This is a genomic window from Amycolatopsis sp. cmx-4-83 (genome assembly GCF_046548815.1).
In the GTDB taxonomy this organism is placed as follows: Bacteria; Actinomycetota; Actinomycetes; order Mycobacteriales; family Pseudonocardiaceae; genus Amycolatopsis; species Amycolatopsis pretoriensis_A.
Genome location: NZ_JAEBEF010000004.1, coordinates 411,809 through 438,611, shown reverse-complemented (window position 1 = coordinate 438,611; position 26,803 = coordinate 411,809). Strand labels below are relative to the sequence as shown.

At 70.1% G+C, this 26,803-nt stretch carries 27 protein-coding genes and 1 pseudogene; 5 read left to right on the top strand and 23 right to left on the bottom strand.

The features are described from left to right. Positions 1-13 precede the first annotated feature (13 nt). The 11 genes from ACLJQM_RS14555 to ACLJQM_RS14505 form a co-directional block, all read right to left on the bottom strand. Positions 14-469, bottom strand: a complete 456-nt coding sequence (locus ACLJQM_RS14555) for a hypothetical protein (protein ID WP_410631649.1) — start codon at positions 467-469, stop codon at positions 14-16. A gap of 33 nt (positions 470-502) precedes the next feature. Beyond that, positions 503-1,354 (bottom strand): fumarylacetoacetate hydrolase family protein, encoded by an 852-nt coding sequence (locus ACLJQM_RS14550; protein ID WP_410631648.1) that lies wholly within the window; start codon positions 1,352-1,354, stop codon positions 503-505. A 4-nt stretch (positions 1,355-1,358) separates the two neighbouring features. Next, positions 1,359-1,919, bottom strand: coding sequence for a VOC family protein (locus tag ACLJQM_RS14545; protein WP_410631647.1), 561 nt, complete (start codon positions 1,917-1,919; stop codon positions 1,359-1,361). Positions 1,920-1,922: 3 nt separating this feature from the next. Further along, a complete protein-coding gene (locus tag ACLJQM_RS14540; RefSeq protein WP_410631646.1) occupies positions 1,923-2,789 on the bottom strand; it encodes an aldo/keto reductase family oxidoreductase in 867 nt (288 codons plus the stop codon). Between the two features lie 38 nt (positions 2,790-2,827). Next, positions 2,828-3,997 (bottom strand): sugar ABC transporter substrate-binding protein, encoded by a 1,170-nt coding sequence (locus ACLJQM_RS14535; RefSeq protein ID WP_410631645.1) that lies wholly within the window; start codon positions 3,995-3,997, stop codon positions 2,828-2,830. 35 nt (positions 3,998-4,032) lie between these two features. Beyond that, entirely contained in the window at positions 4,033-5,073 is a 1,041-nt protein-coding gene (locus ACLJQM_RS14530; protein ID WP_410631644.1) for an ABC transporter permease, read from the bottom strand. Positions 5,074-5,131: 58 nt separating this feature from the next. Continuing rightward, complete coding sequence (locus ACLJQM_RS14525) at positions 5,132-6,622, bottom strand: ATP-binding cassette domain-containing protein (protein WP_410631643.1); 1,491 nt, start codon at positions 6,620-6,622, stop codon at positions 5,132-5,134. Between the two features lie 110 nt (positions 6,623-6,732). Next, complete coding sequence (locus ACLJQM_RS14520) at positions 6,733-7,929, bottom strand: acyl-CoA dehydrogenase family protein (protein ID WP_410631642.1); 1,197 nt, start codon at positions 7,927-7,929, stop codon at positions 6,733-6,735. A gap of 32 nt (positions 7,930-7,961) precedes the next feature. Continuing rightward, entirely contained in the window at positions 7,962-8,540 is a 579-nt protein-coding gene (locus ACLJQM_RS14515) for a flavin reductase family protein (protein WP_410631641.1), read from the bottom strand. Beyond that, on the bottom strand, positions 8,537-9,472 hold the full coding sequence (locus ACLJQM_RS14510) for a dihydrodipicolinate synthase family protein (RefSeq protein WP_410631640.1): 936 nt from the start codon (positions 9,470-9,472) through the stop codon (positions 8,537-8,539). Before ACLJQM_RS14510 ends, ACLJQM_RS14515 begins: the two co-directional genes overlap by 4 nt. A gap of 4 nt (positions 9,473-9,476) precedes the next feature. After that, the gene (locus tag ACLJQM_RS14505; protein ID WP_410631639.1) at positions 9,477-9,785 is read right to left on the bottom strand and encodes a hypothetical protein; all 309 of its coding nucleotides are present in this window, start codon (positions 9,783-9,785) and stop codon (positions 9,477-9,479) included. Between the two features lie 92 nt (positions 9,786-9,877). Here ACLJQM_RS14505 and ACLJQM_RS14500 point away from each other — a divergent pair, with 92 nt between their 5' ends. Further along, positions 9,878-10,507, top strand: a complete 630-nt coding sequence (locus ACLJQM_RS14500) for a nuclear transport factor 2 family protein (RefSeq protein ID WP_410631638.1) — start codon at positions 9,878-9,880, stop codon at positions 10,505-10,507. A 10-nt stretch (positions 10,508-10,517) separates the two neighbouring features. Here ACLJQM_RS14500 and ACLJQM_RS14495 read toward each other — a convergent pair whose 3' ends face one another. Next, positions 10,518-11,231 (bottom strand): GntR family transcriptional regulator, encoded by a 714-nt coding sequence (locus ACLJQM_RS14495; protein WP_410631637.1) that lies wholly within the window; start codon positions 11,229-11,231, stop codon positions 10,518-10,520. 203 nt (positions 11,232-11,434) lie between these two features. Between ACLJQM_RS14495 and ACLJQM_RS14490 the strand changes: the two genes are divergently transcribed. Beyond that, the gene (locus ACLJQM_RS14490) at positions 11,435-12,007 is read left to right on the top strand and encodes an NADPH-dependent FMN reductase (protein ID WP_410631636.1); all 573 of its coding nucleotides are present in this window, start codon (positions 11,435-11,437) and stop codon (positions 12,005-12,007) included. 143 nt (positions 12,008-12,150) lie between these two features. Next, positions 12,151-12,324: a hypothetical protein gene (locus ACLJQM_RS14485; RefSeq protein WP_410631635.1), complete on the top strand. Its 174-nt coding sequence runs from the start codon at positions 12,151-12,153 to the stop codon at positions 12,322-12,324. 352 nt (positions 12,325-12,676) lie between these two features. On the opposite strand, the gene ACLJQM_RS14480 is transcribed toward ACLJQM_RS14485, so the two are convergent. From ACLJQM_RS14480 to ACLJQM_RS14440, 9 genes are all read right to left on the bottom strand, one after another. After that, complete coding sequence (locus ACLJQM_RS14480; protein ID WP_410631634.1) at positions 12,677-13,855, bottom strand: cytochrome P450 family protein; 1,179 nt, start codon at positions 13,853-13,855, stop codon at positions 12,677-12,679. Positions 13,856-13,879: 24 nt separating this feature from the next. After that, on the bottom strand, positions 13,880-15,088 hold the full coding sequence (locus tag ACLJQM_RS14475) for a cytochrome P450 (protein ID WP_410631633.1): 1,209 nt from the start codon (positions 15,086-15,088) through the stop codon (positions 13,880-13,882). A gap of 93 nt (positions 15,089-15,181) precedes the next feature. Continuing rightward, positions 15,182-15,778, bottom strand: coding sequence for a TetR/AcrR family transcriptional regulator (locus tag ACLJQM_RS14470; protein ID WP_410631632.1), 597 nt, complete (start codon positions 15,776-15,778; stop codon positions 15,182-15,184). A gap of 52 nt (positions 15,779-15,830) precedes the next feature. Then, positions 15,831-16,394 carry an NADPH-dependent FMN reductase gene (locus ACLJQM_RS14465; protein ID WP_410631631.1) on the bottom strand — a complete coding sequence of 188 codons (564 nt, stop codon included), beginning with the start codon at positions 16,392-16,394 and terminating at the stop codon, positions 15,831-15,833. Further along, on the bottom strand, positions 16,391-17,899 hold the full coding sequence (locus tag ACLJQM_RS14460; protein WP_410631630.1) for a bifunctional 3-(3-hydroxy-phenyl)propionate/3-hydroxycinnamic acid hydroxylase: 1,509 nt from the start codon (positions 17,897-17,899) through the stop codon (positions 16,391-16,393). Before ACLJQM_RS14460 ends, ACLJQM_RS14465 begins: the two co-directional genes overlap by 4 nt. Before the next feature lie 4 nt (positions 17,900-17,903). Continuing rightward, positions 17,904-19,196, bottom strand: a complete 1,293-nt coding sequence (locus ACLJQM_RS14455; RefSeq protein WP_410631629.1) for a helix-turn-helix domain-containing protein — start codon at positions 19,194-19,196, stop codon at positions 17,904-17,906. Next, positions 19,193-20,122, bottom strand: coding sequence for a VOC family protein (locus ACLJQM_RS14450; protein WP_410631628.1), 930 nt, complete (start codon positions 20,120-20,122; stop codon positions 19,193-19,195). The genes ACLJQM_RS14455 and ACLJQM_RS14450 overlap by 4 nt, the downstream gene beginning before the upstream one ends. A gap of 11 nt (positions 20,123-20,133) precedes the next feature. After that, the gene (locus ACLJQM_RS14445) at positions 20,134-21,009 is read right to left on the bottom strand and encodes a fumarylacetoacetate hydrolase family protein (protein WP_410631627.1); all 876 of its coding nucleotides are present in this window, start codon (positions 21,007-21,009) and stop codon (positions 20,134-20,136) included. 68 nt (positions 21,010-21,077) lie between these two features. Beyond that, complete coding sequence (locus ACLJQM_RS14440; protein WP_410631626.1) at positions 21,078-22,091, bottom strand: amidohydrolase family protein; 1,014 nt, start codon at positions 22,089-22,091, stop codon at positions 21,078-21,080. A 158-nt stretch (positions 22,092-22,249) separates the two neighbouring features. Here ACLJQM_RS14440 and ACLJQM_RS14435 point away from each other — a divergent pair, with 158 nt between their 5' ends. Together ACLJQM_RS14435 and ACLJQM_RS14430 are read left to right on the top strand one after the other, a co-directional pair. Then, positions 22,250-23,020, top strand: a complete 771-nt coding sequence (locus ACLJQM_RS14435; RefSeq protein ID WP_410631625.1) for an SDR family NAD(P)-dependent oxidoreductase — start codon at positions 22,250-22,252, stop codon at positions 23,018-23,020. Positions 23,021-23,068: 48 nt separating this feature from the next. Then, positions 23,069-24,518, top strand: a pseudogene (locus ACLJQM_RS14430) (aldehyde dehydrogenase family protein). Here the strand turns inward: ACLJQM_RS14430 and ACLJQM_RS14425 are convergent. Next, entirely contained in the window at positions 24,509-25,288 is a 780-nt protein-coding gene (locus ACLJQM_RS14425; RefSeq protein ID WP_410631624.1) for an IclR family transcriptional regulator, read from the bottom strand. The pseudogene ACLJQM_RS14430 and the gene ACLJQM_RS14425 sit on opposite strands and share 10 nt — an antisense overlap. A 7-nt stretch (positions 25,289-25,295) precedes the next feature. Next, positions 25,296-26,789: a bifunctional 3-(3-hydroxy-phenyl)propionate/3-hydroxycinnamic acid hydroxylase gene (locus tag ACLJQM_RS14420; RefSeq protein ID WP_410631623.1), complete on the bottom strand. Its 1,494-nt coding sequence runs from the start codon at positions 26,787-26,789 to the stop codon at positions 25,296-25,298. Between the last annotated feature and the right edge of the window lie 14 nt (positions 26,790-26,803).

Below are 26,803 nucleotides of genomic sequence, written 5' to 3'. Positions count from 1 at the left end.
CTTTCTGGTGCGGTCAGCCCGCGTCGGTGGACTGACCGGTGCGGGCGAGCACGTCCGCGTAGGCCCGGCGTACGGCGGGAACCAGCGCCCGCGCGGCCTCGGCGTCGGCGCGTTCCCCGCGCAGCTTGAGGATGTCGCCCGCGCGCCGGTCCGCGGGGACGTCGGCGCCGCGCGCGGTGATCAGGACGTGGAAGTGCGGGAAGCTCTCCCCGAAGGCCAGCAGGTAGGTCGCCTCGGCGCCGGTCGCTTCCGTGACGGCGGTGATCATGTCCTTGGCGCGCTGGCCGAACGTCGCCGCCTCGGAGTCGTCGAGCCCGGCGATGCGCTCGGCGTGGCGGCGGGCGCGGAGGAAGTACCAGCCGGGCACGTCGTAGCCCGGTACCACCTCGGCGGCCCACAGGTCGTCGCGGAACACGACAGCGGATTCGTCGGCGTTTTCGAGGTCGCAGACGAGGCAGTCCACACTCATGGGATCGGTGTCCGTTCTTCGAGGGAAAAGGGGTCAGTGCGCGGCGGCACGGAAACGCGTGCGGATCGAGCCGATGCCCTCGATCGACGTCACGAGCTCGTCGCCGGGTTTGAGCAACAGGCGAGGTTCGCGGGCGAACCCGATGCCCGCGGGAGTGCCCGTGAACACGACGTCACCGGGCAGCAGTGGCACGGTGGCCGACAGTCGCGCGACGATCTCCGCGATCGGGTGGATCATCAGCTTCGTGCGGGAGTTCTGCACGGTCTCGCCGTTGAGGATGCACGTGATCGCGAGGTCGTCGGGGTCGGCGAACTCGTCGGGCGTGACGAGCGCGGGACCCATCGGGGCGAAGCCCGGGAACGACTTCCCCAGCGAGAACTGGGGTGTCGGCGGGCGCAGCTGCAGCTCGCGCTCCGAAAGGTCCTGCCCCACGGTCAGCCCCGCGACGTGCGACCACGCATCCGTGGCGTCGACGCGGTGGGCGCGCTTGCCGATCACGACCACCAGCTCGGCTTCGTAGTCGACCGAGCCCGCCGGAACCTCGACCTCGGCGTCCGCGCCGGTGATCGCCGAAGCGTACTTGCCGAAGACCACCAGTGAATCCGGCACGACATCGATTCCGGCCTCCTCGGCGTGGTCGAGGTAGTTGAGCCCGATGGCGAACACCTGCCGCGGCCACGGCGCCGGGGCACCCAGCTCGGCCTGGACGAGCGGCCGGGCCGCCACGTCGTCGCCCATCCCGCCGGCCCATTCCACCAGGTCCGGCCAGACGTCGTAGGCGGCCTGCGGGTCCGGGGAGAACCGGCCGCCGCTGGCCTCGGCGACGTCGACGACGCCGGACTCGCGCAGCAGCCCCAGCCGGCCCGCGGCGTTGACGATCCGCATGGGGTCAGTCCTCCATCGGGTGGGGCAGTTCGGGGCTGGTTTCCAACGCCCACTTCCGCGTCTGGAGGTCTCGCGGCGACGCGCCGTCGCGCAGCGCGTCGACCATCAGCTCGGGCCGGTAGCGCACGCCGATCGGGTCGGCATCGTATTCCGGGCCTTCCATGTAGGCGGTCGCCTCGGCTGCGGTGGCGAAGTTGTCGACCTGCAGCTCGACGTGGTTGCCGTCGGGGTCTTCGTAGTACAGCGACGTCGTGACGCCGTGCTGAACGGGCTTCCACGGCTCGATCCCCTTGGCGTGCAGCTCGGTGCAGCGCGCGAGCAGGCTCTCCAAGGAGTCGAAGGTGTACGCCACGTGGTTCACAACGGCCGCGTTCGCGGGCTTGCGCACGAGGTCGGGGATGTGGGCCAGCGCGATGCGGTGGTGCTCCTCGTCGAAGGTGAGGAAGGTCAGGCCGTGGCCCTCGTAGACGACGTGGGCGTCCAGCAGCGCCGAGTACCACTCGCGCATCGCGTCGGGCTGGGCAGTCTGGAAGACGACGTGGGCGAAGGAGGGGGTGGACTTCACGGGTCAGCTCTTTTCCGGTTGTGCGGCGATGCCGTCGAGCTCGGCGATCGCGTCGTCTGGGAGGTGCAGCTCGGCTGCGGCCACGTTCTCGTGCAGGTGCCCGACCGAGGACGTGCCCGGGATCAACAGGATGTTCGGCGAACGGCGTAGCAGCCACGCGAGCGCCACCGATTTGGGTGTCGACCCGGTGCGCTCCGCGACGTCGTCGAGTACCCCGGACTGCACCGGGGAGATGCCCCCGAGCGGGAAGTACGGCACGTACGCGATGCCCTGCGCGGCGAGCGTGTCGATCAGGTCATCGTCGCCCCGGTGGGCGATGTTGTACAGGTTCTGCACGCACATCACGGGCGCGATCTCCTGCGCCTCGGCGATCTGCTCCGCGGTGACCGTGCTCAGCCCGAGGTGCCGGATCAGGCCCTGCTCGCGCAGCTCGGCGAGCACGGAGAACGACTTCGCCACGGATTCCCGCGGCCCACCGATCCGCAGGTTGACCACGTCGATGCACTCCAGCCCGAGGTGGGCGAGGTTGTCGTGCACGGCCTGGCGCAGCTCGGCCGGGGACGACGCGGGCGGCCAGCCCCCCGACTCGTCGCGGGTGAAGCCGACCTTCGTGACGAGGTGCAGCTGCTCCGGGTACGGGTGCAGGGCCTCGCGGATGATCTCGTTGGTGACGCGCGGGCCGTAGTAGTCGCTGGTGTCGATGTGGGTGATGCCCAGGCGCACGGCCTCGCGCAGCACCGCCACGGCGCCGGGCCGGTCGGCGGGCGGGCCGAACACGCGGGGCCCGGTCAGCTGCATCGCGCCATAGCCCATGCGGGTGACGGTCAGGTCGCCCAGTGGGAACGTACCGCCGGGACGGGGGTCGGACATGTCGGGTGTGCTCCTTCTGGGTACGGGGAACGGGTGGCTCAGGCCGCGGGGACGCCCCACAGCTCCTGGTAGGTCTTGCGGAAGGAGCCGTCGGTGAACCACGAGCCGTTCTTGAACGCGTCGACGCTGCTGCCGTTCACGGTGCGGATGTTCGTGCTGTCGAACACGCGCCGCGGGGTCGTGTAGCCGTCGTCGCCGGGCGGCTGCTGGCCGGCGGTCATGCGCAGCAGGCGGTCGGCGTTGTTCCACGCGACGAGCGCCGGGTCCGCGGCCACGTCCGCGAGCTGCGCGCCGGTGGAGATCCGCTGCATCGCGGACACGTCGGCGCCGTAGCCGACGAGCTTCAGCGACCGGTTGCGGCCCGAGAGCTGCATGCCCTGGATCACGAGCGGGCCGGCGGGCTGGTCGTAGCTGGCGAACACGTAGCCGATCGACGGGTCCGCGTTCAGCGCGACGCTGACCGCGGTCGGGATCTTCTGCACGGCGGTGGCGTCCCACGCGACGGTGGTGACCTTGCAGCCCTGGCAGTACTTCGCGAACTCGTCCTGCACCGCGTCCGACGACTTCTGCGTGGTGCTCGTCGACGTCGTGTTGGCGAAGAGGACGTTCGCGCTGCCCTTCGAGTCCGAGATGATCGCGTCCGCCATCAAGCGGCCGCCGACGTCCTGGCCGTTGTTGGTCTCCACGACCTTCCCGCGCCACTCCGGGGGAAGCGCGTCGGACACGTCGGAGGCGACGACGGGGATGTTCGCGTTCACCGCGGCGGCGTAGGCGTTGCGGGCCAGGGCGAACGGCACCGAGTCGGTGATAATACCCGCCGAACCGGCGGCCACGGCCTGGTTGAGGCACTGCGTGGCGACGGTGGGCTGCGCCTGTGCGTCGCACGCCTGCACGCGGACGCCGAGCGGGGTCAGGGCCTCGGTCAGCTGCTCCAGCTGGGCCTGGAAGTACGTGGCCTTCAAGGTGATCGGGATGTAGCCGACGGTTTTGCCCCGCAGCTTGTCCAGCCCGGGGATGGCGGCGGCGGGCGCCTTGACCGCGGTGGACGAGGTGCGGTGCGACTGGACCTGTGAGGTGGCGTGTTCGACGTTCGCACCGGGGGTGGTGCCCTTCGGGCCCGCGGCGCTGCCCGCGTCCGCACAAGCGGTGCCGAGGCCGATCACGAGCGCCAGCGCGCCGGTGAGGCCCGCTGCTCTGCGCTTCGACATGAGTACTCCGTTCGAGGGTGTACCGGGCGCGGTCGTCAGGACCGGCGCGCGTCCCGGCGGAAGAGTGTGGACAGGACGATCGCGATGATCAGCGCGGAGCCGTAGAACACATCGCTGATCCAGCCCGCGAACCCGAGCAGCTGCAGGCCGACGATCCCGGTGGCGAGGAAGTAGATCGCGATCATGCTGCCCGCCGGGTTGAACCGGCCGGGGTGGATGACCGAGGTGCCGAGGAACGTGGCCGACAGCGCCGGCAGCAGGTAGGTCGACGCGCTCGCCGGGTCGAACCCGCCGACCGTGCCGATGAGCAGCACGCCGCCGATCCCGCACAGCAGCGACGACATCAGGTAGGCACCGGCGCGGATCCGGTCGACGCGCACCGTGGCCAGCCGGGCGACCGACCGGTTCGCGCCGACGAACCGCATGTGCCGCCCGAGCGGGGTGCACGTGACGACGTAGGTGAACACCGCGGCCACGGCGAGACCGTAGTAGAAGCTGATCGGCAACCCGAGCACCTCCGTGGCGGCCGCCGAGAACAAACCGGGGCTGGTGAGGAAAACGCTTCCCCCGTCGGAGATCCGCGACGACACACCGGTGAGCAAGGTCGCCACGCCGAGCGTGGTCACGATCGGGTTGATGCCGACCCGGATGATGAGGAACGCGTTGAAGGCGCCCACCACCACGGCCGCCGTGACGGCCACGACGACCGCGAGCCAGACCGGGAACCCGGCTCCGCTCACGAGCACCGCGAGCAGCGTCGCCGACAGGCCGGCGACGGCGGCGACCGAGAAGTCGAACTCTCCCACCGAGAACGCGCACAGGGCACCGAGCGCGACGAACACGAGTGTCTGCTGGGAACCGAAGATCGTCTGCAGCGTGCCCGCGCTCAGGAACTGAGCCGGGCTGAGCAGTCCGAAAAGGACGAACAGCAGCACCCACACGCCGATCAGGCTGCCGCGCCGCGACAGCTCACCGCCGAACGTCCTGACTCGCCGGGCTTTCGCCGGTGCCTCGGGGGTTCCGGTGTCTTCCGTGGCTCCGGCGGTCTCGGGGGGCGTTTGCTCCGTCGTGCTCACGGCGGTGGCTCCTTCGGGGTGGGGCGCCGCCCGGCGCCCGGGAAGAATGGGTGCGGGGTCAGGCATAGGTCGCCTCGGTGATCGCTTCCGCCGTGACGTCACCGTCCAGCGCGGTGTGCCCGCCACCGGCGCTCAGCACGACGACCCGGTCGCACACCAACGCGAGGTCCTGGACCTCGATCGAGCAGATCAGCACGGCCTTGCCCTCGTTCGCCGCGGTGCGGAGGGCCCGCAGGATGTCCAGCCGGGCGCCCACGTCGACCGCCTGCGTGGGTTCGCAGGCGACGACGGCCTTCGGCGCGCCGAGCAGCCACTTGGCCAGCAGCAGCTTCTGCTGGTTCCCGCCGCTGAACGCGGCCGCGGGCGCGTGCGGCAGCGCGGGAGTGATACCGAACGACCGCACGGCCTCGGCGAACTCCTGGCGCTGCCAGTGCCGGGCGAGGAACGCCCGCCCGCGGTGCCCGGCCCGGGGCAGCGTGACGTTCTCGATCGCGCTGATCTCCGCGGCCAGCCCGTCGCGCATCCGGTTCTGGGGCACGACGGCCAGCCCGGCACCGAGCAGCTCGGCGCACCCGGATCCCGGCACCGTGAAGTCCCGGCCGTCGATCCGCAGCGCCCCACCGCAGTCGCGCGAGTTCCCGGCGATGATTTCGGAGAGCTCCTCCAGTCCGGTGTCGCCCGCCCCCGTGATGCCGACGACCTCACCACCGCGCACTTCGAGGTCGAGGGCGGCCAGCTGCGCGCCGTGCAAGCCCTTGAGTTCGAGGACGGTGCCGGAAGTGGCTCCCGGCGCGGCGTCCGCGCCGATCCGCCCGCTCGCGAGCTCCCGGCCGAGGATCAGCGTGCTCAGGTGCGCCTCGGTCAGGCCCGGCACCGGCAGGCCCTCGGCGGCCGTGACGCCGTCGCGCAGCACCGTGACGCGGTCGGCGAGCGCGAGGACCTCGTCGAGGCGGTGGCTGACGATGAGGATCCCGGTGCCCGACCGCGCGATGGTGCGCACGATGTCGTAAAACTCCGGCAGGGTTTCCCGCGGCAGGGACTGCGTCGACTCGTCGAAGACGATGCAGCCGGTGCCGGGGTGGCTGCCCTGCAGTGCGCGGGCGATGGCGACGACCGCGCGCTGCCCCGGGGACAGCGCACCGGCGCGGGCGTCGAGCGGGATCGACGCGCCGAGCCGCGCGAACGCTTCGGCGCACCGCCGCCGCTCCACCGCCCAGTCGATCTTGCGCGACAGGCGCCGGGTCGCGTAGTGGCCGACCCGGACGTTCTCCAGCACCGTCAGGTCGTCGACCAGGCCGAGGTCCTGGTGCACGAACGCGAGGCTGTGCTGACGCAGCTCGGCGGGCCGCACCGGGGTGGACAACGAACGCCCGCCCGCGGTGATCCGGCCGCCGTCGGCGGTGTGGACGCCGGAGAGGATCTTGATCAGCGTGGACTTCCCGGACCCGTTCTGCCCCACCAGGGCGTGGACTTCACCGGGTTCGATCGTCAGGTCGACGTCACGCAGGACGGTCGCGTCGCCGAACCGCTTGGTCAGCCCCTGGACCACCACGGCCTCGCGCCCGGGTGAACCGGATGGCGCGGGATCGGTGGACCCGTTTGGGGCGACGGTGCTCCGCAAGGGCTTTCCTTCCTGTGTGGTCTACTGCGGACAGTGCGTCAGAGCATCGGCGTGATCTGCCCCTCGCCGGCGAGCAGCGCGGTGCCGTACATCTCGAGGCTCACCTGCGGGACGATGTAGGCGTGCCGCGCGGCGACCGCCGAATCGCGCCAGAACCGCTGGAGCACGTTGCTGTCGCCGAACCCGGCCGCGCCGTGTGCGAAGAGCAGCAGGTCGATGGCCTTGGTGACGTTGCGGACCACCCACCCGGCGTCGGCGCGGGCCCGCGCCCGGGCGGCATCGTCGGGGAACGTCCCCACGGCGGCGGCCTGGTCGATCTCGTCCACGGCGCGGAAGGCGTGCAGGTGTGCGGTGTCGAGCAGCATCGCGGCCTCGGCGATCTGGTGCCGGAACACCGGCGAGTCGGCCTGGGTCTCGTAGAACGTGAAGGTGAGCGGTTTCGTGAGCGCCTTGGCGCAGACGATCTCCAGCACCTTGCGGCCCATGCCGAGCTGCGGTGCGGCGACGCCGAGCGCCAGCACCGGCGTGAACGCGCTGCGGTAAAGCGATTCGTCGGTGTGCTCAGTGCCGACCTCGCCGAGCCACGCCTTAGGCGCGGAGATCACGCGGTGCGCGGGCACGAACACGTCCTCGGCGATGAGGCAGTTCGAGCCGGACGAACGCATGCCGGCGACGAACCAGGTCTCCTCGAACCCCAGCTCGCTGCGCGGGATCAGCGCGAGTCCGTGGTCGACCGCCGCACCCGCGTCGTCGACGACCGGGAAGCCGAGCACGGCCCAGTCGGCGTGCCAGGAACCGGAGTTGTAGTACCAGCGGCCGGTGACGCGGTAGCCGCCCTCGACCTTGACCGACTGCGAGCTCGGCGTGACCACACCGGAGATCCGGGCGTCCGGGTCGGCGCCCCACACGTCGTCCTGGGCCTGCTCCGGGAACAGGCCGGTCATCCACGCGCACTGGTTGAGCAGCGTGACGACCCAGGCGGTGCCGCCGTCGGCTTCGGCGACCGCGGCCGCGACTTCCAGCTGACTGCGCACCGGCAGTTCGTACCCGCCGTAGCGGCGCGGCTGGGCGATCTTGAACACTCCGGCACCGGCCAGCGCGGTAATGCTCTCCTCGACGACGCGCCGCTGCTGCTCGCCGCGGGCCGCGTTCTCCTCCAGCAGCGGCAGCAGCGCGCGGACGCGGGCGAGGACCTCGCCGGGCGTGACCGCGGTTTCGGTGGTGGGGGAAGCCATGCGTGCGTGCTCCTTCTGTCGGGTGGGTGCGCTCACCGGGTCAGCGCCGCGAGGGCGTCGGTGATCAGCGGCCGGAGGCGCTCGCCGTAGTGCGAGTGGGTGCCGAACATGCGGTGGGCGTAGACGAGGGGCGGGTACTCGGCCCGGCCGGCGCCGACGACGTGGCCGAGCAGCAGCAGGTGGTCGCCGCCCTCGACGGCCTCGGACAGGTCGCAGTCGAGCCAGCCCGCCGCGCCGTCCAGCCGCGGGAGCCCGTGGTCGGAGTGCCATTCGCTGCGGCCGAAGCGGTCCGCGTCGCGGGTGGCGAACAGCACCGCGAGTTCCGCCTGCGACTGGCCCAGCAGGTTCACGCCGAACCGGCCGGTGTCGCGGATGGCGGCCAGCACGCGGGAGCGGCGATCGAACGCGACGGTGATCAGCGGCGGCGTCAGCGACAGCGAGGCGAACGAGCTGACCGTCGCCCCGACGGGTACGTCACCGTCCATGGTGGTCACTACCGTGACCGGCGCGCACACGCCCGCCATGAGGTCGCGGAACACTTGCGGGGAGACGCCACGAGCGTCGACGGCGCTGTCGATCACGTTCTTCTTCCTTTCGTGCCCGGCGGTCATTTCAGTCCCTCCAACGCCTTGAGCCCGACGTCGTCGATGAGCTGCGCGAGCGCTCGCACCGCGTCCGGCGACGGCTCCAGGTAGGGGCTGCGGGCGTGTCCGCCGGGCAGGCCAAGCAATGTCAGCACGGTTTTGTAGGCGACGACCCTCGGAACCGCGTATCGCGCGATCACCGCCGAAACTCCGGCCCAGAGCCGCGTAACGATCCGGTATTTGCTGTTCGCCGCGTCGATGTCACCTTCGTGGACGTCATCGTGCAGACCTCGGCACAGCCGGGGCGCGATGTTCTGCAGATTGTCCAGCTCGGCCGTCGCGCCCACCGCGTGGGAGAACATCAGCCGCTGTGTCATGGTCAAGACCGTGGTGTGCGCCGAAAATCGAGCCACAAAAGCCGATACGTTGTGCTGGTCCGGGTGGTGCTTGAAGACGCCGACGACCTGGTCGTGGTCGACGATCGGCCGTTCCAGCACGGCGGCCGTGATCTCGAAGCCCGTGGTGAAGTTGCACGACAGCACCACCGGCATCTCAAGTGCCGAGAGCACTTCGTCGTAGAAGCGTTCGGCCATCGGCTCCGTCGGCGCCAGCGAGTGCCCGAGCGTCGGGGGGTAGATCTGGACCGCGTCCACGCCACGTGCCGCCGCCTCCCGTGCGAAGCGGATGTTCTCCGCGGCGGTGGGGAATTCGCGGCTGCCCGCGACGACGGGTAGCCGGCCGTTGGTCGCGTCGACGACGATTTCCAGAACGCGCAGCAGTTCCGCGTCGGTCATCAGCGCGCCCTCGCCCGTCGCGGGACTTCCCGGCCAGAAGCCGACGTTCTCCTGTGCAAGCCATTGCACGTGCTCGCGCAGCGCCGACTCGTCGACCGCACCGGCGGCGGTGAACGGCGTGAGTCCCATGGCGTAGGACCCCGCCGCCAGTACCTGTCGGCTCATGGCGTCAGTGCTCCGCGCCCAAGAGAAGGGGCATCGGGTCGGGAAAGTTCGACCGTGCCGCCCGAGCGTCGGACAACTCTTCGACAGTCGCACCGGCGCGGCGGCCCGCTGGCAGTTCCTCCGGGTCGAACGACGGGCCGACGGAATCGGCAGCGTACCCGTCGATGGTGCAGTACCACGTGCGCAGGGATTCTGGCGGCGCGGTCTGGAAAACGACGTGAGCGAACTTCGGTGCAGCGGACATCAGGATCACTCCTCGGTCGAACTGGCGACCTCGTCGGCGCCGGGCGTCGTCGCCTGTGGTGCCGACCACCGTAGCCTTGATATGATATAACAGCAAGACGCGGCTCGGTTTGCCCGGCAACACGGCGAACGAAGAGAGCTGGACACGACAAGGGAGTCGCCATGACGATCGTCGACCCCGAGCCGGGGTTACCCGGAGTGCTCGGATCGCCTCACATCGCACAGGTCGCGCAGGTGGTCATCACGGAGCGGCAAGCTCGCGACCGCGGCTGGTGGAAGATCATGTCGGACCAGTACTGGCCCGACTCGACCGTGCACTTGAGCTGGTACGACGGCGACGGCAGCGGCTTCGTAGCCGGCTCGGCCGCGATGGCACGCCGGGGAGCAACCGCCCTGCATCGCATGTTCACCCCGGCAGTCCACGTGCGAGGAGACAAGGCTTACGTCGAGGCACCGGTGACTATGCGGCTGGCGGTCGACGCGGACGGTATCGCAGGAAACCTGACCTCGTATACACGCCTGAACTACCGCCTCGCCCGTCGAGACGACCGCTGGCGGATCCTGTCACTCAACGCCATCTACGAAAACGCCACGCTTGCTGCCGCAGTACCCGGCGAGCAAATAGTGATCCCCGCCGCCGAGCTGGGCCGGTTCCGCGAGAGCTACGCCCTCCTGGCGTGGAACGCAGCGCGGCTCGGTGGAAGCCCGAGCGACAATGAACTCGGCGACGACCGTCCCGAGGAAGTCGCCGAGTTCTACGCCGGCACCTGGCAATGGCTCACCGCCGGCTGAGCGGATCGGCTCAGGCACTGCCCTTCTGCTCCCCTTGACCCTCGACGACCACGGTCGCCTTGCGCAACGCCGCGAGAGCGGACTCCTCGTTGTGCGTGAGGTGCACCAGCACCGCCTCACGCACCGCGACCGGGTCGCGCCCGCGGAAGACGTCCAGCAGATCTTCATGGGCGCGCTGATGCCGATGGTTGTCTCCCGCGGCACCCTCCGCGCTGCCGAAACCGATCCGGATGTACCTCTCGGCAGCGCGCCAGAGCAGGTTCATCAGCCGCACGTCCCAAGGCGACGCGGCCGGCGCGAGCAACGCCGCATGGAACTCGTGGTGGCTGTCGTACACGGTCTGGATCGTGTGACGAGCGTCCCCGAAGTCCACTGCTTGCGCCGCCAGCCGGTCGAGCTCGGCCACGGAAATCACCCGGCACGACCGTGCGGCCAGCTCGGGTTCGAGCGTGCGACGCAGCCGGTAGATCGCCTGCAGATCCTCGAGGTCCAGTGGCGCGACGATCGCGCTGCGACCCGGCCTCGTGATGATCAGCCCCTCGCTTTCGAGGTTTCGGACGGCCTCGCGCACCGGTATGAAACTGACGTCGAGCATCTCGGCGACCCGGCGTAGCGAGAACGGCTCTCCGGGCGCGAGATCACCGGCGACGATCGAACGGCGCAGCTCGGCGGTGACCAGCTCGGTAACCGAACGTGACTCGATGCGCTGGATGGGCGGTCTCACCGGGCAGCTCCTGTTCTCGTCAACTGATATCAAGTCTAACGGCGTGAGGCGAGCGTGAGGCACTGAATCCTGTCTCAGCGCCGTTATGTGATATAACACCACAATCAGCTCAGTCGGCACACCCAAGGTGCCGAAAGGCATTGATCCGGCAGACGTGGCGCGATGCCACCTGATCGATGTCCCCTTCAGGTTAAGGAGACCACGTGTCGTCACCTCCCCTGCTGCAGATTCACATCGCCAGCACCCGGCCGACCCGGATCGGCCCGGCGTTCGCGGCCTGGTTCGCCGGGCTGGCCGAGGAACACCCCGGTTTCGACGTAGAAGTTGTCGACCTGGCGGAAGTGAACCTGCCGTTCCTGGATGAGCCCCACCACCCTCGGCTGCGCACCTACACCCACCAGCACACCAAGTCCTGGAGCGCGATCGTCGACCGGGCCGACGCACTGGTGTTCGTCACGCCGGAATACAACTACGGCTACAACGCGGTGTTGAAGAACGCTCTTGATTTCCTCTGCCACGAATGGGCCGACAAGGCGGTCGGCTTCGTCAGCTACGGCGGTGTCGGTGCGGGCACCAGGGCCGTGCAGCAGCTCAAGCAAGTCGTGACGACGCTGCGGATGGTGCCCGTACTGGAATCCGTCAACATCCCGTTCGCCATGCTGAAAGTGACCCCGGACGGCGAACTGAAGGAGGCGGACGCCGGGCTCGACGACGCTGCCCGTCTCATGCTGGACGAGCTCGCGCGCATCACCGCCAAGCTGCGCGACCGGGTATGAACCGGCCGCAGCTGATCGCCCAAGGCTTGCACCGGTGAGCTGATCGCTGACGGTCAGGGCAAGCTCGCGTGCGGCGGGGGCCACGCTCGCCCAGCCGAGTTGAATCGAATCTGCGACCTGCGCGGGCGAGGAGGAGTTCGTCCGTGTTCGGCGAACGCTGTGCCGCTTCGATGATCAACCGGAACGCGGAGAACGACCAAGACCGTCGGCGCTTCCTCAAGGCAGCCGGCAGTTCGGCGGAGACCAAAGGACGCCCCGGTCAACGGCACGGCGATGAAGAGGCCATACGCTCCGGTAAGCACCCGGCCTGCGGCTGACCGCCGGCCGGCGCGGTCGGCCGGACGTCAGGCAACGTCATGAACTTCACCAACACCGCCGGTCAGCAGGTCGCCTCGTTCAGCAAGCCCGGCCCAGCAGTTCGTCCTGTCCGCGGCCGGCGACCTCGTCAACCCGCAGGCGTACAAGTGCGTGGACATCCAGGGCTGGAACGGCAACGGCGAACCAGAAGTGGCACCGGGGCTGACGCGCACGGTCGTCGGCCGGAACCAGGGTCTGACCGACGGCACGCAATCACGCCGCTCCTGTCGGACACCTCGGCCTTCCTGACGGGCCTGCCTGACCGTCGACGGCGCTGAACGCCTGGGGTTGCCGTGCCGCGGTCGGCGTGACTCAAGGGTGGAAGGTGACCGGCAGTTCCTTCAGACCGCGCACGACGTGGCTGCGCCGGTAACTCAGCTCTACAGGAGGCACAGCCAGCGCCATGCCCGGGCGGGCGGTGATCAGCGTCCGGATCGCCTCTTGGCCCTCCACGCGCGCGAGCTGGGCGCCGAGGCAGTAGTGCAGCCCGTGGGAGAAGGCCACGTGCCCGGGTTCGGCGCGGTCGAACCGCAACTGCTCGGCGTCGGGGAACCGCTCGGGGTCGCGGTTGGCGGCCGCGAGGGACAGCCGCACGACGGAGCCGCCCGGGATCGTCACGCCCGAGTATTCGACGTCTTCGGTGGTGTAGAAGGTGCTCAGCGAGTGGACCGGGGAATCCCACCGCAGGAACTCCTCGACCGCGGCCGGCATCAAGTCGGGGTTTTCCCGGAGCACGGCGAGCTGGTCCGGATGCGTCAGCAACGCGAGGAGGCCGTTGCCGATCAGGTTGACCGTCGTCTCGTGCCCGGCGATCAGCAGCATCACCGACATCGCGACAAGTTCCGGGTGCGTGAGCTTGTCGTCGTCGGAGTCGCTGATCAACGCACTGATCAAGCCGTCGTCGGGCTGCTTTCGTTTCGCTTCGATCAGCTCCGACAGATAGGCCTGCAGTTTCCCCATGCCTTCCCTCGCCGCCGCGGGTGTGGATTCGTCGACGACGACGTTGGACCACGCCGCGAAGTCGTCGCGATCCGCGGCCGGCACCCCGAGCAGTTCGCAGATCACGAACACCGGCAGCAAGAACGCGTATTCGCGCAAGATGTCCACGCGCCCGGCCGGCGGGAGCGCCTCGACGAGCTCGTGGCTGAGTTGCCGGACGCGGGGGCGCAGCGCTTCCATGCGGCGGGCGGTGAACACGCGCGAGACCAGCCTGCGCAACCTGGTGTGGTCCGGCGGATCCATCAGCACCATCATCTCCACCGACGAACGCGCGGCCGCCGCCCGTTGCCCGGGCGGCAGCGTGTAGCGCGCGTCCTTGGACAGGCGCGGGTCGGCCAGTGCCGCCCGGACGTCGGCATAGCGGCTTAGCAGCCACACCGTGGTGCCGGCCTGCTCGATGCGGTGCACCGGCGCGGCTCGGCGCAACTCGGTGTAGGCGGGGTACGGGTCGGCCCAGAACCGGCCCGTGTACAGCTCGTGGGTGACAGACATCAGCACTCCCGGGGAGACGGCGGGCTACCAGGTCACGGGAAGCTCGTGCAGACCGCCGGTGAGCCGCTCAGTGTGCAGCCGCAGCTCACCGGCGTCGACCGCGAGCCGAAGATCGGGCAGCCGGGTGAACAGGGACGTCAGCGCGACCCGCAGTTCGGTGCGGGCCAGGCTCGCGCCGATGCAGTAGTGCGCCCCGTACCCGAAGCTCAAGTGGGCCGCGGCGGCGGGCCGCGCGGGGTCGAAGGCCTCGGGCTCCGGGAACGCCGACGCATCGCGGTTGCCGGCCAGCGTGGAGATGATGACCGCGTCCCCGGCGGCGATGGTGACCTCGCCGACCGTGATCTCTTCCCGGGCGTAACGGGCCAAGCCGAAGTTCTCCGGTGCCGCCAGGCGCAGGATCTCTTCCACGATCTGCGGGCGGGCGGCCGGGTCCTCGACGAACCGGCGGCGCGCCTCGGGGTTCTCGAGCAGCAGCAGGGCGCCGATGCTGATCCGGTTGACCGTGGTCTCGTGCCCGGCGAACAGGACGCCGGCCACCACCTGGGTCAGCTCGGCGGTGGTGAACTCGGGATCATCGCGTTGCGCCTGCACCAGATCGGTGATCACGTCCAAGCCCGGGTCCTGGCGCTTGACCTCGGCGAGCTCGCCGGCGTAGTCGAGCAGCTCGACGATCGCGGTGAACGGGTCGTCGCCGGTCATGGTCGCGGATCGCTCGGACAGGTTCTTGAAGTAGTCGCGTTCGCTGTAGGGCACGCCCAGCAACTGGCAGATGACGAAGATCGGCAGCGGCAGGGACAGGTGTTCGTGCAGGTCGACGACCTGACCGTCGCCGCCGGCGGCGATCAGGTCGTCCAGCAGCGAGTCGGCCAGCTTCTGCATCCCGTCCTCCAGCCGCCGCATCCGGCGCGCGGAGAAGGAGGGCACCAGTACCCGGCGCAGCCGGGCGTTGAAGGCCGGCTCGGCGTCGAACTCGCCGACCGGGCCGCCGTTGAAGCCGGAGTTGGAGATCCGGGCCGCCGTCTCCGGTTCGCGATGGGAGCGGCCGAGGCGCGGATCGTTGAACAGCGCCTTCGCTTCGGCGTAGCCGGTGACGAGCCAGGCGGGATCCCCGGCCGGGGTCACGACCGGGGTGATCGGGTGCCGGGCTCGCAGCTCCGCCCAGAGCGGGCCGATGTCGAGCACCGCCGGGCGGTCGAAGGGCAGTCGAAGCGGATCCGCGATGTCGGCCGACATGGGCAACTCCCGGTAGCGAGGGTCTTGCTGACTCCGCCTACTTTACGACTAAGTGACACACTCATGTCACTTAGATTGTGGTCCACACCACAGTCACGGCAGCGGATCACCGCTCTCGCTCGCGCGGCAGCCTGCCAAGAGCAGCACCAGGTACCGGCGCCACCGCGCCGGCTGCTCGGTCTCCAGATCGGGGACGGCGAGCATCGTGGCCACGACCATGGCGATCAGCGACGGGAAGTCGCTCGCGTCGAGGTCCGGGCGCGCGACACCGGCCGCCTGCGCACGTTCCAGCGCCCGGCTCAGCGGCTTGACGAAGCCTTCCGCGGTGGCCCGGGTGACCAGTGCCGTGTCCCGCGCCGCCGTCAGCAGCGCCGAGTTGGCCGCCACGGTGACCACAGTGGCCTCCAGACCGGCGGCCAACGCCTGCCACGGATCCTGCCGGTCCACCGCCGCCTCGACGATGGGTTGCACCTCGTCGGTGACGTACCGCTCGAAAACGGCACCGATCAAGTCCTCACGCCGGGCGAAGCGCCGGTAGACCGTGCGCAGCCCGACACCGGCCCGGGCCGCGACGTCGGGCACGCCGAAGTCCGGCCCCTGCTCGGCGATGACCACGCGGGCGGCATCGAGGATGCGTTCCTGGTTGCGGCGCGCGTCCGCACGCAGGCCCGGCTCCGGCGTGTCCTCCATCCCCACAGCATCCCCGACCCGGCCCCGGGCGGCCAACCACCCTCCGCGACCGTCAGCGCAGCAGCTTCGTGACGCGCAGCAGTTCGTCGAGCATGACGACCGCGGCCGCGTCTAGCTGCGGATCGGCGGCCACTTCGCCGTCGGGCGTGAGCTTTCCGGCCGCGAACGGGACGTTGACCGCCTCGAAGATCGGCACCATCCGCAGGGTCGTGACCACTTGCTTCAGCTGCTGGATCGCGCGCGTGCCGGCCCCGACTCCGCCGTAACCGAGGAAGCCGACCGCCTTGTCGGCCCATTCCTGGTGCAGGAAGTCGATCGCGTTCTTCAGCACGGCGTTGTAGCCGTAGTTGTACTCGGGCGTCACGAACACGAACGCGTCGGCGCGATCGACGGTCGCGCTCCAGTCCTTCGTGTGCTGGTGCTGGTACTCCCGCAGCTTCGGGTGCTTGGGCTCGTCGAGGAACGGCAGGTTCCGCTCGGCGAGGTCCACCGTCTCCACCACGAAACCGCCGTGGCCCTCGGCCACCTTGACGAACCACTCGGCGAAGGCCGGTCCCACCCGGCCGGGGCGGGTGCTCGCGATCACGATCTGCAGGACGGGGTTGCTCTCGTTCATGACGGCATTCTCCTTGTGCGTCGGGGTCGGTCGAGGCGCTCGCCGAGCTCAGCCAGGACCCGGGTCAGCCCGGCGGCATCGCGGGCGGTGCCGAAGACGTAGCCGTCGGGACGCACCACCGCGGTCGTGCAGCCGTGCTCGGAAAACCACGATGGGTAGACGCCGTCGACGTCCGTCACGCCCCCCTCGGCGATCACGCAGAGGTCGACGTCCACCGGCAGGTCACCCACAGCGACCGGATCGAGTGTGACGACGTGGAAGCCGTCACCGACCACGTCGTCGAACCGGGTGATCGCGTCGTCTGCGGCGCGTACCCGGCCCTGCGGGAACAACCGGCCCCGGCCCGAGCCCGAACCGGACAGGAACCCGGCGTCGTAGGCGGGGAACGCGTACGCCGCGGGCTGGTCTCCGGCCGCGCGGGCCTTCAGCATCACCTCGTCGCGAGCCCGCGCCTCGGCCAGATCGCGGATCGTCTGCAGGCGTCCCATCTCGATCGCCTTCTCGGTGATCTTGCGGACGTGCGGCGCCCGTTCGACCTGGTAGGTGTCCAGCAGGCTTTCCGACGCCGCTGCCGACAGGACCAGGCTCAGCTTCCACGCGAGGTTGGCGGTGTCGCGGATGCCCGAGCACATGCCCTGCCCAAGGAACGGTGGCATTTCGTGCGCGGCATCGCCGGCGAGGAAGACCCGCCCGTCGCGCCACCGCTGCGCCGACCGTGACCGGAACGTGTAGGTGGCGACGCGGATCGGGACGGCCTCGTCCGGCTTGAGCCAGCGCGAGACCTTCCGCCACACGTCCGCCTCGGTGATCTCGTGCCGGTCGTCCAGCATGAACGCGAACCGCTGGTGCTTGTCGTCGATGGTGAAGATCGAGACCGGCTGCGCCGGATCGCCCAGCTGCAGGGCCGGCGGCAGGCCGTCCGCGGACCGCTTGAGCTCGAAGTCGCAGACCAGCCACGGCTCGCAGAAGCCGTAGTCGTCGAGAGCGACACCCAGCAGCTCCCGGACCGCGCTGTTGCCGCCGTCGCAGCCCACGACGTACTGCGCGGTGAAGCTGCGAAGACCCTGCGGGGTCACTGTTTCGACGATCACTTCCCGGTCGTCCTGACGCAGTCCCGTCACTTCGTGCTCGTGCAGGACGTCGACACCCGACAGGTTCCGGCAGACGCCGTCGAGCTGATCCTCCAGCCAGGGCTGGTACATCATGGAGAACTCCGGCCACCCCGACAGCCCGCGCTCGGCGAACGTGTGTCTCGCCAGGACCCGGCCTTCGGCGTTGCACCAGTCGTAGACGAGCCGGGGAGTCGTGCCGGCGGCGACGACGTCGGCGATCCCGATCTTCTGGAAAATCCGCATCGTCTCGTCGTCGAAGGTCGCTGCTCGGGGAAGGTTGTACAGGCCCGCGTAGCGCTCGAGGACCGCGACGCGGTGCCCTCGTTGCGCGAGCAGCGGCGCGAGCACCATCCCGGCCGGACCGTACCCGACGATGATGACGTCGTAACGCATTCGTTCACCTGCCTGTTCGCGACGGCACGGGTTCGTGGACCTTCGGTCGCCGCGGAGGCCCCAGGAGAACCTGGGCGCGCAGGGCGATCTCGATGCTCAGGCGGGTGTCGGGATCACTGAGGCCGACGCCGAACAGATCGTGGATCTGGTGCAGGCGGTACCGCACCGTCTGCGGGTGCACCCGCAGCTTCTTCGCGATCTCGGGAGCGCTGTCGCGGGACTGCAGCCAGACGAGCAACGTCTCGCTCAGCACACTTCGCTGCTTCGGTGTCAGGCCGTCGAGTGGTTCGAGACTGCGGGCGCACAGCTGGCGGACCAGGAAATCGTCCGCGAGCAGCACCAATGTGGCCAGGTGATCGGCACAGCGCACCACCGGCTCGTCCGGCAGGACGCCGCGGGCGACGAGCCGCTGCGTCCGGCGCGCCCACAGCAGCGAACGCCGGACCTCGGCCAGTCGCACGGTCGGCCCGACCACCGCCCGCCGGCCGTGCAACCGCGCGGCCAGCTGGTCCAGGTGCCGCGCGGCGTCGCCGGTGACCAGGAACGGCTCGTCGGAACCCAGATCGGCGAGCACCTCCGGATGCAGGTCCGGCTCGGCGAAGTCCTGCCCGCCGGTAGCGGGTTCGAGCGCCACGCAGGTGACTTCGGCCGGCATGCTCCACTCGGCCGTGAGAGCTTGCGCGGACAGCGCCTGCCAGACCGCCGGGGCCTCGCCGACCAACATGTTCAGCAGCCGCTTCCGGTGACGCGCCCGCGGGCCGGCCACCCGGCCCTGCGCGGCCCGGTATCCCTCGACCGACAGCGTCGAAATCTCCTCCACGTAGGCGAAGATCGCGTCCGCGGTCGCGCACAGGACGTTCGGATCCACGCCCGCGGCCTGTTCGATTTCCGAGAGGTACCGCCACACCGCGCGACCGCCGACCCGATAGGCCGTCTGCAAGCATTCCACGCCACGGCCCTCGGCGAACTCGATTTCACCGATGCGCCGGAACAGGGGCGCCGGCGGCGGCGGCGCAGGGGTCTCGCCGACGCTGCGGAGAATCCGGGTGATCACCAGGCGGACGCAGTGGACGACGACCGGGCCGAATGCTTCTTCCACCGAGCCGCGGTACTCCGGTACGGCGTCCTGCACCTCCCCCACGATCGCCGCGCAGAGCACGCTCGACCGTAGCGCGAAACAGGTCGCGAGCTCCCGGGGCAGCGATGCCCACAGCCGCCGCGCCGACCGGAATCCGTTCTCCGGCGCGACCGTGTTCGCGCCGGGAACGACCAGCAGGGTGCTTCCGGGGCTGGTCATCGCCCTGCTGCTGAGTGGGCGCCGGTCATGAGGGCGGCGAGGTCGTCGGGTTCGAGGAACGACGGCGGTGGCGGCGGGCCCCAGGCGTAGAGCCCCTGCAAGCCGTGCAGCACTTCGGGGCTCCACAACTCGTCCTCGGGGACGGTGTCCATGTCGGAGTAGTACTCCGAGAAGTTGCCGGCGGGGTCCTTGAGGTACCAGAAGAAGTTCGCTCCCGCGTAGTGGCGGCCGAGTCCCCAGATGTGCCGTTCCGGGTTGGCCTCCAGCATCGCGTGGGCGCCGCGGCCGACCTCGTCGACGTCGTCGACCTGCCAGCTCGTGTGGTGCAGGAAGTTCACCGGCGCGGCCATCACCAGTACGTTGTGGTGCTCGACCGAGCAGCGCAGGAACGCGGCCTTGTCGCCCATGTAGTCGCTGACCTTGAAGCCGAGCCCTTCAGTGAAGAACCGCTTCGTCGTTTCGAGGTCGGTGCTGCCGAGCACGGCGTGCCCGAGTTTGCGTGGCCGGACCGGCTCGGTGCGGGTGGTGAAGGGCGCTCGTCCCCACCGGTCGATGCGGCCCGGGCCGTTGTACGGCGTCGCCGGCACCGCGGGGTCGATCACGATCCGAGGTCGCACCTCGACCAGGATTTCGGTGCCGGTGACCGGCTCGACCGCGCGCAGGGAAGTGCCGGCCTCCGCCACGGGGACGTCGTGGGCGCGCAACCGCCGGCTGATCGTCGCGATGTCGTCCTGGTCGTCGGCCGCGACGGCCAGTTCGACCAGCCGGCGGCCCGGCGAGCCGACGATCTGGAGTTGTTCTCCGCCGTGGCGGGTGGCGAAGCGGCCGTCGCCGCGGTGTTCGAGGCCGAAGTCGATGTAGTAGGCGATGGTTTCCGCGACGTTGGGCACGCCGATCGTGACCTTGCCCAGTCCGTGCAGTGCCATGGCTGTTCTCCTCACTCGCCGTCCGGGGCGGCGACGAACCGCTGGTGCAGTTCGCCGATACCGTCGACCCAGCTGTCCAGGCGCTCACCTGCTCGAAGGAACCGCTTCGGCTCGCGGCCGACGCCGACCCCCGCCGGCGTTCCGGTGAACACGACGTCGCCGGGCTGGAGGGTCACGGTCTCGGACAGCGCTTCGATCAACCGGGGAACGGAAAAGATCAGATCACTGGTACGTCCTTTTTGGACCTCTTCGCCGTCGATGGCGCATCCCAGTTCGAGGTCGTCGGGATCGGCGAACTCGTCCGGCGTCACCAGCCACGGGCCTTGCGGGGAGAACCCGGGGAACGACTTGCCGAGGCCGAACTGCGGTGCCGGCCCGCGCAGCTGCGTGAGCCGTTCGGAGAGGTCTTGGCCCGCGGTGAGCCCGGCGACGTACGACCACGCGCCGGCTTCGGTCACCTCGTGGGCTTCCCGGCCGATCACCACGACCAGCTCGACTTCCCAGTCGACGTTCCCGTCCGGCGGCAGGACGACGTCGGTGTCGGGCCCGGAGAAGCTCGAGACGTATTTGGTGAAGACCGGCGGAAGCTGCGTGGGAGCGGCGAACCCGGACTCGGCGGCGTGGGCGTGGTAGTTCAGGCCGACGGCGAAGACCTGGCTCGGGGCCGGGGAAGGCGCGCCGAGCCGGGCGCGGTCGAGAGTGACGAGCCGGTCGGCCGGAGCCTCCAGGCGGGCCGCCCAGGCGGTGACGTCGGCCCAGTTCCGGAACACGTCCGGCAGGCCGGGCCCCCAGCGACCGGCCGAGGCGTCGGCGACATCGAGAGTTCGCTCGGAACCGGCTGTGCCGAGGACGAGCGCGGCGCGGTTCCCGATGTTGGCTAGTCGCATGTGGACGGTTCTCCCGCGGTCGGCGCCGGTTCAGGTCGCTTCTTGTCTACCCGGGAAGATTCGATTAGTCAACGAACTTTCGAATCTTGCGGCAGACCCAGGAGCCGCTCCGCCGTCCGGTGGGCGATACCCTCCTTCGCCGCTTCGGGCAGGTCGGCCTTGTCCAGGAAGTCCACCGCGCTTTCGTTGCCGATGAAGGGATAGTCGACGGAGTACATGATCCGATCGGCACCCAGGACGTCGACGCAGTACCGCAGCTGCGCGTGGCTGAACATCCCGCTCGGCGTGACGTATGCGTTCTGCCGCACGTAGTCGCCGATGGATCGCTCCAGCTCGGTGACGCGCTGCGGCAGCGCCTCGTCGAGCCGGTCCAGGTAGAACGGCACCAGTTCGCCCCAGTGACCGAGGATGACCTGCAGGTCCGGGTACCGGTCGAAAACGCCGCCCAGGACCAACTGGAGGAAGTGCACCGCGGTTTCCTGGTGCCACCCCCAGGCCGCGGTCTGGAACCGCGCGGTGACCAGCGGATCGAGCCCCTCGTAGTTCGAGGCGCTCGTCGCCTGTGGCGGCACACCCGGGTGGAGGTAGATCGGCACGCGCAGCGCGGCGGCCGCGCGCAGGATCGGGTCGAACCGGGGCGCGGAGAGGAACTCGTCCTCGGTCCGGCCCATGATCATCGTGCCGACGAACCCCAGCTCGCCGACGCAGCGTTCCAGCTCGGCGGCGGCGGCCTCGGGCACCGATGTCGGCAGCGCCGCGAAGGCGGCGAAGCGGTCCGGGTGCCGGCGCACGGCATCGGCGAGGGTGTCGTTCGTCGTGCGCACGAGATCGGCCGCGACGTCGGCGGGCAACTGCTGGGTCGAGAGGCTCGACAGGACCTGCATCGTGATGCCGTGGCGATCCATGTCCGCGATGCGCCCTTCGCCGAGGTCGCGCAGCACCTCGGCGCTCGGCGAGTACGGCAAGCCGCTGTCCGCGGCGAAGCTCGCGGCGAAGTGCGGGCTCAGCGCCTGCGCGGCGGGAGCACTGGCCCGCGCGACGGCGACGTCGAGGTAGTGCTCCTCGAGGGTCACGATCTTCACAGCAGTTCCTTTCCTCCGAGATGCCGGACTGTCGCGACAAGGATGCCCAGGTTTGACAGTCGCGAAGCCACTGTTCCATGATAAGTGAAGTCAATGCATCATGGTGAACTCTGATGCGGTCTCGGCACGTACCGCTCACGCCCGCGCAGGGAGCAACGATGTCCCCAGGACCAGCAGCGCAGTACCCGCCCACCCACACCGGGCGCACTGCCGTCGTGACCGGCGCGGCAGGGGGGTTCGGCCGGGCCATCGCCACCGAATTCGCCCGTCGCGGAGCGGACATCATCGCCATCGACCAGCGGGCCGCCGACGCCACCGTCGAGTCCGTCCGCGAGATCGGCCGCCGAGGGCTCGCCCTGCGCGGCGATCTGTCCGATCCGGACCAGGTCGCCGCCCTCACGCCGGAGCTGCTCGGTTTCGCCGGTCGCGTCGACATCCTCGTCAACAACGCCGGCGTCTTCCCGTTCGCGGACGTCTTCGAGCTGAACTTCGCGCAGTGGAAGCGCACCCATGAAATCAACGTGGACTCCCAGTTCCTCATGACCAAGGCGGTGATCGGCCCGATGCGCGAGGCAGGCTGGGGCCGGATCGTCAACCTGGCGTCGAACTCGCTCGGCCTCGCGGTGCCGCGGATGACGCACTACATGGCGAGCAAGGGCGCGGTCGTCGGGTTCACCCGTGCGCTGGCCAGCGACCTGGCACCGTTCGGCATCACCGTCAACGCGATCGCGCCGACAGCGTCCCGCACGCCCGGCGGCGAGCAGTTCATCGGCGAGGAGATCCTGCAGGCGGTCGCCGGGATGCAGGCGATCAAGCGAATCGGCACCGCGGCCGACATCGTCGGCACCGCTTGTTTCCTGTCCAGTGAGGACAGTTCTTTCGTTACGGGTCAGACCATCGTGGCCGACGGCGGCCTCTGGCGAGTCTGAGCCGCTACCTCGCCCGCACAAGATCCCGGCTATCGGACGGAGAAACACATGGCCCCCCAACCGCAGGCGCGGCACTGGATCGGCGGCAAGCCGGCCGGCCCCGACCTCCTCGACCGGCCGAGCGTCAACCCCGCGACCGGCGAAACGATCGGCTGGTACGCCGACGGTGACGCAGCGGTCGCGGAAGCGGCCATCGACGCCGCCGCGCACGCCTTCACCGGCAGCGGCTGGCGCGACGACGCGATGCGCCGGGCCGCGGCGCTGCACCACCTCGCCGACGCCTACGAGGCCCGTGCGGGCGATCTCATCGCCACGCTGTGCCGGGAAAACGGCAAGCTGGCCGGCGAAGCGGGCTACGAAGTCCACTTCATCCCGCGGGCACTCCGATTCGCCGCGGGACTGGCACTGCAGGACTTCGGCCGGGTCAGCCAGACCAAGCCGGGTCAGCAGTCGATGTCCATCCGACGGCCGGTCGGGGTCGCCGGGATCATCACGCCCTGGAACTCCCCCGCCTACCTGTCGATCCGGTCACTGGCCCCGGCGCTCGCGGCGGGCTGCGCCGCCGTGGTCAAGATGCCCGCGCAGGCAGCGCAGACCGCCCGCGTGATGGCGGAAATCCTCGCCGGGGTCGGCGATCTGCCCGAGGGCCTGGTGAACATCTTCATCGAGTCCGGCAGCGACGGCGCCCGTCACCTCGTGCGGTCGCCGCGGGTGCCGGTCGTGAGCTACACCGGCAGCACCGCCACCGGACGCCTGATCCTCACGGACGCCGCGCAGTCGCTCAAGCGGGTCAGCGCCGAGCTCGGCGGCAAGACGCCGCACCTGGTGTTCCCCGACGCCGACCTCGACGCCGCGGTCGAGACGATCGTCCAGTCCTGCACGGTCTTCGCCGGCCAGTTCTGCATGACCGGCAGCCGGGTCCTCCTCCACCGGGAGATCGCCGACGACGTCGTCGAGGCGGTCGCCGAGCGGTTCCGGGCCGTCCGGCCGGGCCCAGCCGCCGACGAAACGAGCCAGCTCGGCCCGCTCATCGACAAGGCCTCGGTCGCCCGGGTCGACGCCCTGGTCGAGGCGGCCATCGCCGCCGGGGCCACCGCGATCGTCCGCGGCGGGCCCGCCACCGACCCGGCACTCGCCGCGGGCGCGTTCTACCACCCGACGTTGCTGGAAGTCTCCGACACTTCACTGCCGATCGTGCAGGACGAGGTGTTCGGTCCCGTTCAGGTGGTGGAGCGGTTCGACACCGAGGACGAGGCCGTCGAGCTGGCCAACGCCACCGAGTACGGGCTGAGCGCGTGCGTGTGGAGCCGCGACGCCGACCGGCCGACGCGTCGCCCGGCGGCTGGAAGCCGGCCTCGTCTCCATCAACAGCTGGGCGAACCTGGCCGTCGAGATGGAAGAGGGCGGTTGGAAGAGCAGTGGCCTGGGCCGGCTCGGCGGGGTCGCCAGCCTGGACGACTTCACCGAGTACCAGCAGATCACCCAGAACTACCTCTGACCGGCGGAGTGCCCGAGTTCGGCCGACATCGCCGCGGTGGTTTCCAGCAGCGCCGCGGTGACGTCGGCGAGCACGGCGTCGGTGGCTTCCCGGGCCGGCAAGGCCAGCGCGACCGCCAGCGGCAGTGACTCGCCCGCGGCGAACACCGGCGCGGCCACCGAGCTGACGCCGGGGACCACCCCGCCGGAGGTCACCGCCACGCCGTCGCGCAGCACCGCTTTCGTGATCCGCGAAAGCTCCGCGGCGGCCGGGCGGCGCGGCGCCTCCGCGTCCAGTACCGGTCCGGTGAGGGTTTCGGGCAGGTGCGCGAGGTACACGCGGCCGATCGACGAGGCGAACAGCGGCATCGTCGCGCCGACCCGGACGGTGATGGGCAGCGCGTAGGACCCGTAGTCCCAGCGGACGACCACCGGGCCGTGGTCGCCCCACACCGCGAGGTTCACCGCGTGGCCGGTGCGGTCGCGCAGCCCGGGCAGGTGCTCGGAGGCGAGGCCGACCTCGTCCATCCGCCGCAGCGCCTCCATGCCGAGCCGCCGCATGGAGGGTCCGAGGTCGTAGTGCCCCGAGCTGCGCGACTGGGCCACGAGCCCGATGCGGCCCAGGCTCACCAGGTACCGGTGCGCTTTGCTGACGCTCATCCCGCTCGCCGCGGCGAGCTGGGTCAGGCTCATCGGCCCGCGCCCCTCTTCGAGCGCGAGCAGCACGGTCATCGCGATTTCGACCGACTGGATGCCTTGCCGGGCGTCGGCCGCGCCGTCGATGTCTGCCACCGGATCACTATACGAATCCGTCGAGCAGCGCCAGGGCCAAGCCCTTCGGATCGGTGCCGGCGCCGAAGACGTACAGATCGGGGCGGACGGCGACCGCGGTGGCGCCCAGCTCGTCGAACCAGCGCCGGTAGGTGCCGTCGACGTCGACGACCACAGGGCCGCCGGGCTGTTCGCCGAACGCCACGACCCGGACCCCGGCCACGGCGAGGGCCTGCTGGTCGAGCTCGGAAAGCGCCTCCTCGGTGACCAGGAAGTGGAAGCCGCCGCCGACGACCTGGTCCAGCCGGTCCACCCGGGCGCCGTCGTCAACGCGGCCCTGGACCGACAGCTCGCCACCGCCGGGACCGACGAAGCCGGGGCCGAGACCGGGCAGCCGCAGGTTCGCGGGCCTCGCGGCTGCCGCCCGTTCGGCCAGCAGCCGCCGGTCGCGCTCGGCGGCCAGCTCCGGGTCGCGGATCGTCTGCGCCCGGCCCAGTTCGACGCCCTTTTCGATGACGGCGCGCACGTGCGGCTCGCGTTCGGACTGGTAGGTGTCGAGGATCGCGTCGCCGGCCGCGCCGCGCAGCACCAGGTCCAGTTTGAAGGCGAGGTTCTGCGCGTCCCGGACCCCCGAACACATGCCCTGCCCGAGGAAGGGCGGCATCTGGTGGGCGGCGTCGCCGGCGAGCAGCACGCGGCCGGACCGCCAGCGGTGCGCGACCAGGGAGCGGAAGGTGTAGGTGGCCACGCGGATCAGGTCGGCGTCGTCCGGGGTCAGCCGGTCCGCGACGCGGGTCCACACCGCTGGAGCGTCCTCGACGGACTCCCCCGCGTCGAGCATGAAGCTGAACCGGTGGTGCCGTTCGCCGAGGGAGATGATCGACGTCGGCTGGCGCGGATCGCCCAGCTGCAACGCTCGCGGCAACCCCAGCGCTTCGGCATCTTCGTGCAGCCGGAAGTCGCAGACCAGCCACGGCTCGGCGAAGCCGTAGTCGTCCTGGCCGATACCGAGCGCCTCGCGGGTGAAGCTGTTGCCGCCATCGCACGCGACGACGTAGCTTGCCGCGAAACGGGATCCGTCGGCTGTGGTGAGCACGACCCCGTCGGGAGTCTGTTCGATACCGGTGACCGCCGAGCCGAGCCGGACGTCGACTCCCGGCGTCTCGCGGCAGACCTCGTCCAGGGCGTCTTCCAGATCCGGTTGGTACATCATGTACCACTCGGCCCAGCCACTGCGGCCTTCGTCGGCGTAAGCGTGCTCGATGAGCAGGTCGCCGTTGGCGTTGCGCCACTCGTACGTCGGTTGCGCGTGCAGTGTCGGCAGCAGCCGCGGGGCGATGCCGAGCCGGGCGAAGGTCCGCATCGTTTCGTCGTCGAAGCTCGCGGCGCGCGGCAGGTTGTAGAGCCCGGCGTAGCGCTCCAGCACGGTGACGCGGTGCCCGGCCCGGCCGAGCAGCGCGGCCGTCGTCATCCCCGTCGGCCCGTAGCCGATCACCACGACGTCGTCATGTTTGACACCCATGAGTACATGTTCCA

What these genes read in the sequence shown, in the direction of transcription:
- ACLJQM_RS14540 (WP_410631646.1), bottom strand. Translation starts at nt 2,789, where the DNA reads ATGTCCGACCCCCGTCCCGGCGGTACGTTCCCACTGGGCGACCTGACC.
- ACLJQM_RS14480 (WP_410631634.1), bottom strand. Translation starts at nt 13,855, where the DNA reads ATGTCTGTCACCCACGAGCTGTACACGGGCCGGTTCTGGGCCGACCCG.
- ACLJQM_RS14420 (WP_410631623.1), bottom strand. Translation starts at nt 26,789, where the DNA reads ATGGGTGTCAAACATGACGACGTCGTGGTGATCGGCTACGGGCCGACG.
- ACLJQM_RS14460 (WP_410631630.1), bottom strand. Translation starts at nt 17,899, where the DNA reads ATGCGTTACGACGTCATCATCGTCGGGTACGGTCCGGCCGGGATGGTG.
- ACLJQM_RS14435 (WP_410631625.1), top strand. Translation starts at nt 22,250, where the DNA reads ATGTCCCCAGGACCAGCAGCGCAGTACCCGCCCACCCACACCGGGCGC.
- ACLJQM_RS14450 (WP_410631628.1), bottom strand. Translation starts at nt 20,122, where the DNA reads ATGGCACTGCACGGACTGGGCAAGGTCACGATCGGCGTGCCCAACGTC.
- ACLJQM_RS14475 (WP_410631633.1), bottom strand. Translation starts at nt 15,088, where the DNA reads ATGTCGGCCGACATCGCGGATCCGCTTCGACTGCCCTTCGACCGCCCG.
- ACLJQM_RS14445 (WP_410631627.1), bottom strand. Translation starts at nt 21,009, where the DNA reads ATGCGACTAGCCAACATCGGGAACCGCGCCGCGCTCGTCCTCGGCACA.
- ACLJQM_RS14550 (WP_410631648.1), bottom strand. Translation starts at nt 1,354, where the DNA reads ATGCGGATCGTCAACGCCGCGGGCCGGCTGGGGCTGCTGCGCGAGTCC.
- ACLJQM_RS14520 (WP_410631642.1), bottom strand. Translation starts at nt 7,929, where the DNA reads ATGGCTTCCCCCACCACCGAAACCGCGGTCACGCCCGGCGAGGTCCTC.
- ACLJQM_RS14555 (WP_410631649.1), bottom strand. Translation starts at nt 469, where the DNA reads ATGAGTGTGGACTGCCTCGTCTGCGACCTCGAAAACGCCGACGAATCC.
- ACLJQM_RS14500 (WP_410631638.1), top strand. Translation starts at nt 9,878, where the DNA reads ATGACGATCGTCGACCCCGAGCCGGGGTTACCCGGAGTGCTCGGATCG.
- ACLJQM_RS14470 (WP_410631632.1), bottom strand. Translation starts at nt 15,778, where the DNA reads ATGGAGGACACGCCGGAGCCGGGCCTGCGTGCGGACGCGCGCCGCAAC.
- ACLJQM_RS14515 (WP_410631641.1), bottom strand. Translation starts at nt 8,540, where the DNA reads ATGACCGCCGGGCACGAAAGGAAGAAGAACGTGATCGACAGCGCCGTC.
- ACLJQM_RS14465 (WP_410631631.1), bottom strand. Translation starts at nt 16,394, where the DNA reads ATGAACGAGAGCAACCCCGTCCTGCAGATCGTGATCGCGAGCACCCGC.
- ACLJQM_RS14455 (WP_410631629.1), bottom strand. Translation starts at nt 19,196, where the DNA reads ATGACCAGCCCCGGAAGCACCCTGCTGGTCGTTCCCGGCGCGAACACG.
- ACLJQM_RS14510 (WP_410631640.1), bottom strand. Translation starts at nt 9,472, where the DNA reads ATGAGCCGACAGGTACTGGCGGCGGGGTCCTACGCCATGGGACTCACG.
- ACLJQM_RS14535 (WP_410631645.1), bottom strand. Translation starts at nt 3,997, where the DNA reads ATGTCGAAGCGCAGAGCAGCGGGCCTCACCGGCGCGCTGGCGCTCGTG.